Below are 12,957 nucleotides of genomic sequence, written 5' to 3'. Positions count from 1 at the left end.
TTCATCCTTTCATTTTGCTTGTTTCAGTTGATAGACAAAGGCGAGTGTTTCAGCGAGCGCCTGATAGAACGTTTCATCCACTGCCATACCAATTTCTGATTGAGCGAACAACGCCCGCGCCAGCGGACGATTTTCAACAATCGGGACATCAGCTGCTGTCGCCTTCTCCCGAATCCGGAACGCGACAGCATCTACGCCTTTAGCAACGACAATCGGTGCCATATGTTTTCCGTCATCGTATTGAATCGCTACCGCATAATGGGTTGGGTTCGTGATGACGACGTCGGCATTTGGTATTTCTTGCATCATCCGCCGCATCGCCATCTCCCGTTGTTGTTGTTTGATTTTCCCTTTGATTTGAGGGTCACCCTCTGTGTTTTTATGCTCATCTTTTAAATCCTGTTTACTCATTCGGATCGACTTCTCGAAATCAAATTTTTGATAAGCGAAGTCCAAAATGGCTAATGCAATCAAAGCGATACTAACAGATAAACCGAGTAAAAATGTTAAATGACCAATGATAGCTAATGCATCACCGATTGGTTCCGAAGTCAACCGTGAAATTTCGACCTTGTTATTCCATAAGACCGTGCCGCTCGTCACACCGATGACAAGCAGTTTAAAGACCGATTTTAAAAATTCGACGAGCGCTTTGACACTAACAATTCGTTTGACGCCTTGTAGTGGATTAATCCGATCCAGTTTCGGTTGGATCGCCTCGCCACTCAAAAGTACACCAATTTGAACAAAATTCCCGAGAACACCGATGACGACCGCTGTTAAAAAGAACGGTGCGACGAGAATTCCCATTTGAATCAGCATCTCGACTAAAATCTGTTCAATTCGTCCCTCCTCAACAGCCTGCAACACTTGACTTGCACTTAGACCATCTTGTAGAACGAGGACGAATCGTCGTCCTAGAAATGGACCAAAAAAATAGAGGACGAGGAACATCGCGAATAACATAAAACTACTTGTCAGATCCGCTGATTTTGCGACTTGTCCCTTCTTGCGGGAATCATCCCGCTTTCGAGGTGTCGCCTTCTCCGTCTTCTCACCAGCGAAGTACTGAAGGTCAAGGCGTAATCGATATGAATGCATGTCCTCAACCTCCTAGTAATCGAATGGCATCTGCAAGTACATCTTGTAGTAATGGAACGAATCGACCGATTCCTGTGATCGTCGCTCCTGCTAATAAAAACAGAATCGCGTATCCCATCAATAGTTTGACGGAAAAACCAATCGCAAAAATGTTGAATTGGGGAGCCGTTTTCGCTAGGAAACCGAGCGCGAGATCCACTAAAAAGAGTGAAACGACAAGTGGCATCGCCATTTGTAAGGCAGTCAACATCGCAAGCCCAACGACACGGATGACAAGGCTCATTCCTGCGTCGCCCGATACCGCAATCAGGCTACCTGGTGGAAAGATTTGAAAACTCGTGTAGATTCCGTCAAGTAAAATCAGGTGCATATCAGAAGCGAGCAAGACGAGTAACGTCAGCATGTAATAAAAACGACCAACGATGGGAGACTGTCCACCAAACATCGGGTCATAAGCGGAAGCCATTGCAAGCCCCATTTGCAAATCGATGATGGAACCGGCAATTTGTGGCGCATACAATAAAAAACTGGCAAGTAACCCAAGTGCTAGACCGACTAAAACTTCCGTTCCCATTCGAAAGAAAAAATCGAAATCTTCTACGCGGACATCTGTTTTGACGGCATAACTTGCAAAGTAAGCTAGGCCTGCCGCCAATGCTAATTTATGTTGTGCTGGTAGTTGCTTTGAAGAAAACAACGGAGCTGCAACGAGAAATCCGACGATCCGACCAAAGATGAGTAAAAAAACACTCAAGAAAGAAAGTAACGTCATTTGCGGGAAACCTCAGCGATTTGTTTGAATAGATCAATCGTAAAGGTCTGTAGCTCCTGCATGATCCAAGGACCAAAAAAGACGAGTGCTAAAAATACGGCAACGATCTTTGGAACGAACGATAACGTCTGTTCCTGAATTTGCGTCGTCGCCTGCAAAATACTAACGAGCAGACCTACGACGAGCGAGACGAGTAGCAAGGGAGCCGATACCTTGAGTAATGTCCAGACGGCAGAACTTGCAAGCTGTATGATCATTTCTTGAGTCATTCGGATCCCTCCCTAACGCATACTGACGAGCAATGATTCAACGATCAGGTGCCAGCCGTCAACTAAAATAAATAACAATAATTTAAACGGTAACGCAATCATGACCGGCGGCAACATCATCATTCCCATCGACATCAGGACACTTGAGACGACCATATCGATGACAAGAAAAGGTATGAAGATCATGAACCCGATTTGAAAGGCCGTTTTTAATTCACTGATCGCATAAGCTGGAACAAGTGCGACAAGTGGAATATCTTCAATTTTTTCTGGTTTTTCATAATTACCGTACTTTAAAAACAACTCTAAATCGTTTGTTCGCGTGTGTTTCGACATGAACCGTTTCATCGTATCTCCCGCTTTATCAAACGCTTCATCTTGACTGATTTTATCTGCCATATATGGTTTTAAGGCCGTCGTGTTTAATTCAGATAAGACAGGCGACATAACGAATAATGTAATGAACAAAGCGAGTCCAACGAGGAGCTGGTTGGGTGGCGTCTGTTGTGTTCCAAGAGCAGAACGGACAAAAGACAACACAACGACAACACGCGTAAAGCAGGTCATCAAAATGAGCAGTGACGGCGCAAGTGATAACAACGTCAGTAACACAAGTAGCTTAATCGATGTCGCTGTTCCTGACGGAGTATCAAGTGATATCAGATTCTCAATCGTATTCATGAGCGACCTCGATTCTTTTGCAGTTGTTCGAGTTGTTGTTTAAACGTCTCAAGAAACGGCGAAGGTGAGGATTTCGGGGAAGACTCTTCAAAATCCGTTGGTTCATATCCTTCCAGATCATCCAATGTATCTAATAATTGTACGTTTTCACCGACACCGACGACGTAAATCTTATCTTGTATCTTGACTAACTGAACCGATCGATCTTTCCCGAGTGGTACTCCACCTAAATGGGTCAATCGTCCGGAATGTCTGACACCTCGCGTTCGTTCGTGAATGAATCGTGTCACAAGGATGAATCCGCCGATCAAGACGATAAGAACGACGACTCCTTTAAAAATAGTCAACGCCATGGAAGGACTCTCATCGACTTGCTGAGTCGCCGGTGCATCGTTCTGAGTTGGATTTAATTTTTCTTCGACTGTTTCTGCACTTACGGGAACCGAAAGCAAAAACAGCAGACAAATCAGCAAAGTCACTTTTTTCATGACGAGACAGTTTTCGAAACCGCTTCTAGTACACGATCTGCTTGGAACGGTTTAACGATGAAATCTTTAGCACCTGCTTGAATGGCATCGATAACCATTGACTGTTGTCCCATTGCTGAACACATGATGACTTTAGCAGCCGGATTAATTGCTTTAATTTCCTTTAAAGCAGAGATTCCGTCCATTTCTGGCATCGTGATATCGAGTGTGACGAGATCTGGTGTTAATTCCTTATACTTTGAAACAGCCTCTAATCCATTCTCCGCTTCGCCAACGACATCGTAGCCATTCTTCGATAAAATTTCCTTGATCATCATTCGCATGAAAGCAGCGTCATCTACGATTAATACTTTTGCACTCATTTTATAGTTCCTCCTTAGAACATCCGAAGACGTTCTTTTGTATTTACGATTTCTGTAATGCGTACTCCGAAGTTTTCTTCAATAACTACAACTTCTCCGGTTGCAATCAACGTGTTGTTTACAAATACATCTACTGGTTCACCTGCTAATTTATCAAGTTCAATGATGGAACCTTGCGTCAGTTCTAGGATATCTCTAACCGATCGTCGTGTACGTCCTAGTTCAACCGTGACGTTCAACGGTACGTCATACAACATACCAATATTAGCCGGCGTACCGTCTACTTGTGCATCACTTAATTGACCGAATTGGACAGGACTGACAGCAACACTTTCTTTCACTACTTGTTCCTGAACTGGAGCAGGTTTTGCTGGCGGTGGAGAAGCTTCAACGGCTGGTGACGATTTAGGTTGAGTTTGTGCCGCAGGTTGAACCGGTGAAGGCTCATTTGATACTTCTGTGCTTGCTAAGAACAACTTTTGAATGAGTTGTTTAGAAAACTCGAGCGGTGCCAACTGTACGATTTTCGAATCAATCAATGTCCCGATTTTCAAATCGAACTCAATGATGACCATACTGTCCCAAAGAGAGAAACTATCTACGATACTTTTCTCTTGCGAAAAATCAAAAATTTCAACAGCTGGAGGTGAGATATCAATTCTCATGGAGAATACCGTGGACATCGATGTAGCGGCAGCTCCCATCATTTGGTTCATTGCTTCTTGTACAGCTGAAAGCGCAATCGGCTCCATCTCAGCAGTTTCATCAATGACACCATCTCCGCCCATCATTAAGTTCGCAATAATGGAGGCATCCCGTTGTGTTAAGATGAGGACATTTTCACCTTTAAAACCTTCTGTATATCCAACGCGTAAGGCAACATGCGGAATGGGATAACGACTTCTTAATTCATCCATCGTAATCATTCGAACATGTGGCGTCGTAATTTCTACTTTTTGATTCAACAATGCGGATAAAGCGGTAGCTGAATTTCCTAATGAAATATTCCCTACTTCTCCAAGCGCATCGATTTCCATCTCATCTAAAACTTCTTCATCCGATTGGGTATCGCTTGCATCATCAGAATCAGATGGTGTTCCTCTTAATAAAGCATCGATCTCATCTTGCGAAAGCATATCGCTCATGTTATTCCTCCTCAATTCGTTGTATGACTTGTAAAGCGAGATGCTTCCCATTTAGACCTGGTCGCGCCTTGAACATTTTACGATCATCGACGAACAGTTCAACCGGATCAGATGTACGTGTCTTCAGGGATAGACAGTCGCCAACTTCGAGGTGTAACAACTCACCAAACGACAGATCCGTCTGGCCAAGCACTGCTTTCAAATCGACGACAGAACTCATTAATTGAGTCTGCATATGTTCAGACGCTTGATCATTGATTGACTTACGCTTATCTTGTTGCATCCAAAAATGACTGGATAGTTTAGGTAAAATCGGTTCTAATGTAACGAAAGGTAAACATACATTTAATGTGCCACTCACTTCACCGACTGTTACATAAATGGACACAAGAATAACCGTTTCGTTTGGAGAGACGAGCTGGAGAAATTGTGGATTGATCTCAAGATCATCGTATTCAGCTTCTAATTCTGTAATCGATTCCCAAGCCGCTCCATATTGCACAAATGCTCGTTTAAACAGTTGCGTCAAAATACGTGTTTCAATTTCAGTTAAGTTCTCAATTTTGTTCATTCCTTCGCCCGGTCCACCAAGCAGACGATCTAACATTGCATAGGCAATATTTGGGTTCACTTCAAAAATGACTTTCCCGTCTAATGGTTGAAGGTTGACCAAATTGATTAATGTCATATTTGGAATAGAATGAATGAATTCGTCATAAGGCAATTGTTCCACTGTATTCACTGTGAACTGGACATATGTTCTTAACTGAGCTGAAAAGTGAGTCGTTAGCACTCGAGCAAATTGCTCATGAATGCGCGTTAAGTTTCGTAATTGGTCTTTAGAGAAACGAAGGGCACGTTTGAAATCATATACTTTAACGCGCCGCTCTTCTTCTTGACTCCTGATTTCCTCAACTTCCATATCTCCACTTGAAATAGCTGATAGCAAGGCGTCAATTTCATGTTGTGATAATACTTCGCTCATGCTGCCACCTCACTGGATGATTTTTTTCGTAGTGTAGACACGTTGGACATCACCCTCTTGGATGAGTTTTTTGAACTGGACACGTAATTTTTCTTCCAGTTTCTCCATGTCGGCTTTCGAATCCAAATCCGATTTTTTCATGGTAGATAAATCCCCAAGAATGATATTGTTAATTTGGAATTTACGTAATTCTAAATCATCCCGTGTTTTTTGGTCATCGGTTACGATTGTAAATTGTACATTCAAGAAACGTTCGTCTGAGATGTTCGTCGTCAAATCATCAGTCTGAAGACTACGTGCATCAAGCTCTTCTCCAGTCGGCTGTTCTACTTTTGCTTTCGTTTCATCTGGAGCAATCAAATATTTCATTACCATGTACCCAGCTCCAACCATCATGAGAGCAACGATGACCATGATCAATGGTAATTTAAGCTTACTTTTCTTTTTCTCTTCTTCCGCCATCATCGATCCTCCTTACACTCGTCAAACCGGTCAATCCGATTTGACGATAAAATTGAATTGCTGCCTCCGTCACTTCCTCCATCGATTCTTGTACGACATACGTTTGTCCACCAATGAGGTGAATCGTCGTATCAGGAGTCGAACGAATGGATTCAATCAAGCTGGCATTAATGACTAATGGTGTTTTCCGTAACGTCGTTAACTGAATCATCGTTTCAGATTGACGAGTTCTTCTAACACTTGGTCACTCGTTGTAATGATTCGTGTGTTTGCCTGGAAACCGCGCTGTGCAATGATCATTTCCGTAAATTCTTCTGACAAATCGACGTTTGACATCTCGAGTGTTCCAGATGTCAATTGACCGAGACCGTTTGTACTAGGGGTTCCGGTTGCTGCTGCACCAGAGTTTTGAGAAGAAGCAAATAAATTTACACCAGACTTTTCAAGACCACCTGGGTTAGGGAAGTTTGCTAATGTAATATACCCTACCGTAGTTAGCGCACCCGTATTATTTACATAAGTGACTAATCCATCTTTCCCAATCGATAAGTTTCGTGCATCAGTAGGGATTTTTAATTTTTGATAACCTGGAGTCGGCGCTGCAGGTGGAACAGAACCATTCGGTAAGTTATTAGGAACAGGACCTGTTGGAACAGCAGCTGTTCCAGTACCAACAACGTAGTTTCCATCACCAGTAACGATGTTTCCGTCTAAATCCGTATAGAAGTTTCCAGATCTCGTATAGCGAATACCTTCCGCTGTCATGACTTGATAGAATCCTTCACCAGAAATCCCGACGTCAAGCGTCCGACCGGTATTTTGAAGTGCTCCTTGGTTGTAGACGTTATCGACTGTTGACATCGATGCCCCAAGACCGACTTGTTTCGGGTTCGTTCCCCCGACGCCGCCACCCGCACCAGAAGCAGATCCGACAGATTGGTTAACTAAATCCTTGAACGTAACACGCCCTTTTTTGTAACCGAATGTATTGACGTTTGCGATGTTGTTACCGACGACATCCAATTTCGTTTGGAAGTTTTTCAACCCACTGATTCCTGAATACATTGAACGTAACATTATTTTTCCTCCTTAGATTTGATTTGCGTCAGGTCATACACACTGACCCGTTTACCGTTCGATAATTCAGCGATGACATCCACACCATCTCGTTTGACACTTAGTACAGTTGCTGTCTCTTCCGTTGAAGACGTTTCATCCTCAGCGTTAGCAGACGGTGTATAACTGACATCTTTCCCAATCAGGTTACTGTACGTCATCAACGCACCCGCATGCTGATTTAGGATCATCGTTTCCATCCCTTTTCCAATCGATTGCATCTGTTCTAACGAAGAAAACTGAGCCATTTGGGCAATGAACTCTTTATCTTCCATCGGAGCTGTTGGATCTTGGTTCGATAACTGGGCGATTAAAATTTTCATGAACATATCTTTATCCATCGAGTTGTTGGATACGGTTTGCTTTTTTTCAGGTAACTGAAACGAAGAACCGTCATTTTTAATCCCTTCCGTCATCTTCTTCCTCCTCTCGCTCTTCTTCTTGCTGATGTGAAGAAGATTCCTGTTTTTCCTGTTCACGTCGTTCTGAAGAGAATCCTTGTTCAAATTCTCTTGCAGCAGTCGCAATGATACCTGTTTCGATTTTCACAACCGGACTCTGTTGATGTAGTGTCGTATGTAGTTTTCCGAGTTGTTGTTCGATCAATTGCTTCGTTTGCTCATTCGCCATGAAAAGCTTAATCGTAAGTTCATTTCCTTTTCGATCTACTTGAACGACTAGTTCACCTAACTGTTCAGGATATAAACGAATAGAGATTTTTGAAGAACCATCTTTACCGTTTATAAAAGGTGCTTGCTTTAACGCCGCTTCGATTCGATTCATGATTTGCTCATCGACCGGTAAAAATGGAACTGTGCGATTCACGCTATTGAAAAGGAGCGCATGATTCATTCGATTTACACTTACTGCCGGTGCTGCTGTATTCGCTTTAATATCTTGTTCCAGTGCTGAGGAGGGCTCTTGACTTTGTTTCTGAATAACATTCACTATTTTATTCTGACCCGTTTCCATGAACTTTTCTTTCGACGACATCAGTTCATTTTTGACGGGTAAAATCAACTTCTCCATGTTTTCTTCTACTGGAGCCGTTCCAATACTTTGCACGGAATTTACTTCTGGCTTCAATTGCTGATTCTGTTTCTGTAATACATTTCCGATTAACGCATTAATTTGAGCGGGAGTGATGGATGATTGATCGAGTAGCTGAACAGCAGATTCGATATTTCCATCTTGAATCGCCTTTAAAATCTGAACAATCTCTCGATGCTTCACCGAATGAATTGGAAGGCTACTGACCTCAGGTTGCTCCAGCACTTCTAAAATCATTTCTGGATGATCCATAAGCGACTGGATATTTTGAAGCAATACAGCCTTTTCAGATTTTCCATCTACATCTACACGTTCCGAATCTTTTAGTGATACATCCGGTATTCCTTGATTTACAGTCAACTCATTGTTCGTTAGAAATTGTAAAAGTGTCGCAAACTTACCTGTTGCATCTGTTGCGTTCCCCATCTCATCGGTACCTATCGCTGTTCCTTGTACCGGATTCATTTGAAGATCTGAAATATTCATGATCTCACCTCTATTCCGAAGCTAATAATTGAGTTAATGCTGCTGCTTTTTTGGCATCCATTTTGGCAATGATTGCAGCTTGCTGTTCTGCATCGATGTTTTCAATGATCGAAACCACTTCAGTTGGGCTGAGTTCATTAAAGATTAACGCCGCTTCTTTAGGTGACATTTCTGCATATACATCAGATACTGGTGTTTTCTTAGTTTTCTTCTCACTCGTAGAAGTAGTTGAAGCAGCAGGAGTTGATGCTTTTTTTAACTGATCCCGTTCTGAGATTAGTTTCGTGATTTCTTGTTCTTTCACTTGCAACGTTTGCTTTTGTTCTTCTTTTTCATTGCGTAATTTCTTAATTTCGTTGTTTGCTACTTTTAAACGTTTGACCAACTCTTGGTCATTAGAGGTAGCAGTAGATTTTGCTGTTTTTTCTGTATCGAACGGTAAAGATAATAATGGTCTTCCGTTCGCATAATTCAACACGAAGTATGCTGTCAGCAAGATGATGATAAACGGGATGATCACTAATGGTAATATCCACTGCTTTGACGTCTTTTGTTCACTCATATCGTTTGACCTCTTTTAAAATGTAGAAGAGATAGCTCATCTAGTTGATTTTGTTCTACTATTGCAAGTTCTCGCCGTACTTCAATAAAATGATTTTCTTGTAGTTTGGTGAATTTTTTCTCTTCGATCATGGCTTCTTTTAATGCCAATTGCGCTTTTTCATAAACGTTCTTAGCTTGCGTGACGAACAACTGTTGTCTCTCGATTTGTTGCTTCACTACATCCCTGGCTCTTTCACGATATTGTGAATCAACCAACTCAATCCGTCCGATTTGATCCTGTTCTTTCAAAAACGTTTCGTACCGGACTAACAGTTGATACAGCTTCTGCATTTCCTCTTCATAACGCATCTTTTTTTCAGCTGTTTCTTTTGAGACTCGATCCTTTTCCGCTTCAGCGAGCGGAATGATTCGTTCATATATCGTTCGCATGTCCGCTCCCCTTATGGAATAATCTGAAATAGTCTTTCAATTGCGGCATCTAAGTCACTCACTTCATGGACAGACTGTTTTAGAAATTCGATGAGTTGTGGATAGATTTGAATGGCCCGATCGATTTCTGGATTTGTTCCGCTTTTATACGCTCCAATGTTAATCAAATCTTCCGCATCTAAATAAGTAGAGAGAAGCTGACGAAAAACGATGGCCTTTTGTTTATGCTCTTCTGAAGTGATTTGATTCATGACACGACTGATGGAGCGTAATACATGAATCGCAGGATATTGTCCTTTGTTCGCTAAATTCCGATCCAGTACAAAGTGACCATCCAAAATTCCGCGTACAGCATCTGCAATCGGTTCATTCATATCATCCCCATCAACCAAGACGGTATAGAATGCTGTGATCGAGCCTTTTTCAGTCTTACCGCTTCGCTCCAAAAGTTGTGGGAGTAGCGCAAAGACACTTGGTGTATATCCTTTTGAAGCGGGAGGTTCACCTGTTGCTAGTCCGATTTCACGTTGTGCCATTGCAAATCGTGTAACGGAGTCCATCATCAGGACGACATTTTTCCCTTGATCCCGAAAGTACTCAGCAATCGCTGTTGCAGTGTAAGCACCTTTAAGTCGTACAAGGGGCGATTGATCACTCGTTGCTACAACGATGATCGACCGACTCATTCCTTCCTCACCTAACTCCGCTTCGATAAACTCTTTGACTTCACGTCCACGCTCTCCAATTAAAGCAATCACGTTGATATCCGCTGTTGACCGTTTCGCAATCATTCCTAAAAGTGTGGACTTTCCGACGCCTGATCCTGCAAATAACCCAACACGCTGTCCTTCACCTACTGTTAATAACGTATCAATTGCTCGTATCCCAGTTGAGAGTACTTCGCTAATACGTGGGCGACTAAGCGGACTTGGTGGCTTTCTAACAATGGATGTTGTTTTTAAATGCTCTAGGTTTTCACCGTCTAATGGTCTGCCTAGTCCATCTAACACTTGACCTATCAACTCTTCGCCTACAGGAACGTGTAACGGTTTACCTGAAGCAACAACGATGGACCCTGGAGCGATTGCTGTCGTTTCACCATAAGGCATAAGTAGAACATGCCCCTCTTTAAAGCCAACGACCTCTGCTTCAATTTCATGGTGTGCGTTCAATTGAATAAAACAGCGTTCTCCTATTGATACAGCAGTAGGTCCTCTCGATTCGATCATCAAACCAATAACTTGGACCACTTTACCTGAATGTCGCAGCAGATCATCAAATTTAATGTCTTGAATCGCTTCTTGCAAATGTTGAACTTTATACATCCGTCAACACCTCAAAAATCTTTTTCTCAAGATGTTTAAAACTGGAGTGTAACCCACCCGTAATCGCTCCATTTTCAGAATCGATTCTAAAATCACGTGGTGACAATTCTGGATCTAACCGGAGTTGGACACTGACTGTCGCTCCGAGAATAGATTGAATCTTATCTTCCATCATGACTAAGCGTTCAAAATCTTGAGGCGATGCATAGACAAATAATTTCTCGCGATCTCTAAACTGAATCAATAGTTTATGAATCATCTTATACAATGTCTCTTCATCGGAATCTAATAGATTTTCTAGAAATAAATGTGTCGTTTGAAGAGCAGCTACACATAGATCATGTTCCATCATCATAAGTTTCTCTTGAAAACGTTGCTCTAATTTCTCACTTAACGCATTTAAGTCAGACATTGCCTTATCATATGTTGCGAAGCCGCTTGATTGTCCTTCAACAAACCCTGCTTCATACCCTTGCAGCGTTGCCGCCTCGAGGGTTCTTAACTTTTCTTCTTCCAATTGCGCTAGTCTTGATTCGTGTTCTTCCATCAAACGCTTTTCTAAAAGTGTCAATTGATTCTGACGTTCTAACCATTCTTCTTCATAGGAAATCGTAACGAGATTACTGTCATGATCAACGTTTTCAGACGATGCTACTGGCTGATGAATCAAACGCTGCGATTTAGACAAGACACTCTGCCGTTTAATGACGTTAGACAACGATATCATCTCCTCCACCGCGTGCGACGACGATCTCACCCATATCTTCTAAACGACGAATGATACCGACAATTCGACTTTGTGCTTCTTCGACATCGCGTAATCGAACAGGACCCATGAACTCCATATCTTCTTTGAACGACTCGACCATCCGCTGAGACATATTTCGATACACCATGTCTTTGACGTCATCAGATGATACTTTCAATGCTAAAAGAAGATCCTCATTTGAAACTTCACGAATGATACGTTGAATTGCACGTGCATCCAATGTGACAATATCCTCAAATACGAACATCCGCTTTTTAATTTCCTCAGCGAGTTCAGGATCTTGAATTTCAAGCGTATCCAAAATCGTTCGTTCTGTCGTTCGGTCAACACCATTCAACACTTGAACCACTGCTTCAATCCCGCCTGACTGAGCATAGTCTTGCATTCCTGCTTGAGACAGGTTACGTTCTAAAATCAACTCAACTTCACTAATGATTTCCGGATTCATTCGATCCATCGTAGCAATTCGTCTCGCTACATCCGACTGTGCCTCTGCCGGAAGCTCAGAAAGGATTTGTCCTGACTTCGCTGGATCCAAATGAGCAAGGACTAGAGCAATCGTTTGCGGATGTTCATTTTGAATAAAATTCAATAATTGTTTTGAATCTGCTTTTCGTGCAAACTCGAAAGGACGTACTTGAAGTGTTGATGTGAGGCGATGAATCAATTCCATCGCCTTTTCTTCACCAACAGCTTTTTCTAATACGGATTTCGCAAAACCGATACCACCTTGCGTGATATAGTTCTGTGCCATTGCTAAATCATGAAATTCATCCAGAACACCTGCTTTATCTTCAGGGTCAATTCGTTTCATGCTTGAGATTTGTAACGTCAACCATTCCATCTCTTCTTCACTTAGATGCTTATATACGTTCGCCGCGACTTCTGGACCTAATGAAATCATTAGGACGGCAGCCTTTTCACGACTATTCATCTCTAATTTCTTCATAGGA

At 42.2% G+C, this 12,957-nt stretch carries 18 protein-coding genes; all 18 read right to left on the bottom strand.

The features are described 5' to 3' along the window. Nucleotides 1-9: 9 nt before the first annotated feature. Genes flhB through fliG form a run of 18 tightly spaced genes read right to left on the bottom strand, consistent with a single transcriptional unit; the run spans nt 10 to nt 12,953 of the window. A complete protein-coding gene (flhB, locus tag EXG77_RS05990; RefSeq protein ID WP_023468703.1) occupies nt 10-1,101 on the bottom strand; it encodes a flagellar biosynthesis protein FlhB in 1,092 nt (363 codons plus the stop codon). Between the two features lie 4 nt (nt 1,102-1,105). Next, the gene (gene fliR, locus EXG77_RS05985; protein WP_023468704.1) at nt 1,106-1,873 is read right to left on the bottom strand and encodes a flagellar biosynthetic protein FliR; all 768 of its coding nucleotides are present in this window, start codon (nt 1,871-1,873) and stop codon (nt 1,106-1,108) included. Further along, complete coding sequence (gene fliQ / locus EXG77_RS05980; RefSeq protein WP_023468705.1) at nt 1,870-2,142, bottom strand: flagellar biosynthesis protein FliQ; 273 nt, start codon at nt 2,140-2,142, stop codon at nt 1,870-1,872. The genes fliR and fliQ overlap by 4 nt, the downstream gene beginning before the upstream one ends. A gap of 12 nt (nt 2,143-2,154) precedes the next feature. Continuing rightward, nucleotides 2,155-2,823: a flagellar type III secretion system pore protein FliP gene (gene fliP, locus EXG77_RS05975; RefSeq protein ID WP_023468706.1), complete on the bottom strand. Its 669-nt coding sequence runs from the start codon at nt 2,821-2,823 to the stop codon at nt 2,155-2,157. Next, entirely contained in the window at nt 2,820-3,311 is a 492-nt protein-coding gene (locus tag EXG77_RS05970; protein ID WP_023468707.1) for a flagellar biosynthetic protein FliO, read from the bottom strand. Before EXG77_RS05970 ends, fliP begins: the two co-directional genes overlap by 4 nt. Further along, complete coding sequence (locus EXG77_RS05965; protein WP_023468708.1) at nt 3,308-3,673, bottom strand: response regulator; 366 nt, start codon at nt 3,671-3,673, stop codon at nt 3,308-3,310. Before EXG77_RS05965 ends, EXG77_RS05970 begins: the two co-directional genes overlap by 4 nt. A gap of 14 nt (nt 3,674-3,687) precedes the next feature. Then, nucleotides 3,688-4,818, bottom strand: coding sequence for a flagellar motor switch phosphatase FliY (gene fliY, locus EXG77_RS05960; RefSeq protein ID WP_035396775.1), 1,131 nt, complete (start codon nt 4,816-4,818; stop codon nt 3,688-3,690). A gap of 1 nt (nt 4,819) precedes the next feature. Next, the gene (gene fliM / locus EXG77_RS05955) at nt 4,820-5,803 is read right to left on the bottom strand and encodes a flagellar motor switch protein FliM (RefSeq protein ID WP_023468710.1); all 984 of its coding nucleotides are present in this window, start codon (nt 5,801-5,803) and stop codon (nt 4,820-4,822) included. A 9-nt stretch (nt 5,804-5,812) separates the two neighbouring features. Then, on the bottom strand, nt 5,813-6,265 hold the full coding sequence (locus EXG77_RS05950; protein WP_023468711.1) for a flagellar basal body-associated FliL family protein: 453 nt from the start codon (nt 6,263-6,265) through the stop codon (nt 5,813-5,815). Beyond that, nucleotides 6,237-6,476: a flagellar FlbD family protein gene (locus EXG77_RS05945; RefSeq protein ID WP_023468712.1), complete on the bottom strand. Its 240-nt coding sequence runs from the start codon at nt 6,474-6,476 to the stop codon at nt 6,237-6,239. Before EXG77_RS05945 ends, EXG77_RS05950 begins: the two co-directional genes overlap by 29 nt. Next, nucleotides 6,473-7,342: a flagellar basal body rod protein FlgG gene (gene flgG / locus EXG77_RS05940; protein ID WP_023468713.1), complete on the bottom strand. Its 870-nt coding sequence runs from the start codon at nt 7,340-7,342 to the stop codon at nt 6,473-6,475. Before flgG ends, EXG77_RS05945 begins: the two co-directional genes overlap by 4 nt. After that, a complete protein-coding gene (gene flgD, locus EXG77_RS05935; RefSeq protein ID WP_023468714.1) occupies nt 7,342-7,797 on the bottom strand; it encodes a flagellar hook assembly protein FlgD in 456 nt (151 codons plus the stop codon). The genes flgG and flgD overlap by 1 nt, the downstream gene beginning before the upstream one ends. Continuing rightward, complete coding sequence (locus tag EXG77_RS05930) at nt 7,781-8,917, bottom strand: flagellar hook-length control protein FliK (RefSeq protein WP_052017098.1); 1,137 nt, start codon at nt 8,915-8,917, stop codon at nt 7,781-7,783. Before EXG77_RS05930 ends, flgD begins: the two co-directional genes overlap by 17 nt. Before the next feature lie 10 nt (nt 8,918-8,927). Next, on the bottom strand, nt 8,928-9,479 hold the full coding sequence (locus EXG77_RS05925) for a MotE family protein (protein WP_023468716.1): 552 nt from the start codon (nt 9,477-9,479) through the stop codon (nt 8,928-8,930). Continuing rightward, a complete protein-coding gene (locus EXG77_RS05920; RefSeq protein WP_023468717.1) occupies nt 9,476-9,910 on the bottom strand; it encodes a flagellar export protein FliJ in 435 nt (144 codons plus the stop codon). The genes EXG77_RS05925 and EXG77_RS05920 overlap by 4 nt, the downstream gene beginning before the upstream one ends. Before the next feature lie 11 nt (nt 9,911-9,921). After that, nucleotides 9,922-11,235: a flagellar protein export ATPase FliI gene (gene fliI, locus EXG77_RS05915; RefSeq protein WP_035396772.1), complete on the bottom strand. Its 1,314-nt coding sequence runs from the start codon at nt 11,233-11,235 to the stop codon at nt 9,922-9,924. Next, entirely contained in the window at nt 11,228-11,953 is a 726-nt protein-coding gene (locus EXG77_RS05910) for a FliH/SctL family protein (RefSeq protein ID WP_023468719.1), read from the bottom strand. The genes fliI and EXG77_RS05910 overlap by 8 nt, the downstream gene beginning before the upstream one ends. Continuing rightward, complete coding sequence (gene fliG, locus EXG77_RS05905) at nt 11,946-12,953, bottom strand: flagellar motor switch protein FliG (protein WP_023468720.1); 1,008 nt, start codon at nt 12,951-12,953, stop codon at nt 11,946-11,948. Before fliG ends, EXG77_RS05910 begins: the two co-directional genes overlap by 8 nt. Nucleotides 12,954-12,957: the final 4 nt, after the last annotated feature.

The sequence above is a fragment of the Exiguobacterium sp. OS-77 genome, assembly GCF_000414195.2.
GTDB classification, from domain to species: domain Bacteria; phylum Bacillota; class Bacilli; order Exiguobacteriales; family Exiguobacteriaceae; genus Exiguobacterium_A; species Exiguobacterium_A indicum.
Note: the sequence above shows the minus strand (reverse complement) of the source record. Positions and strands in the feature narration are given on the sequence as shown.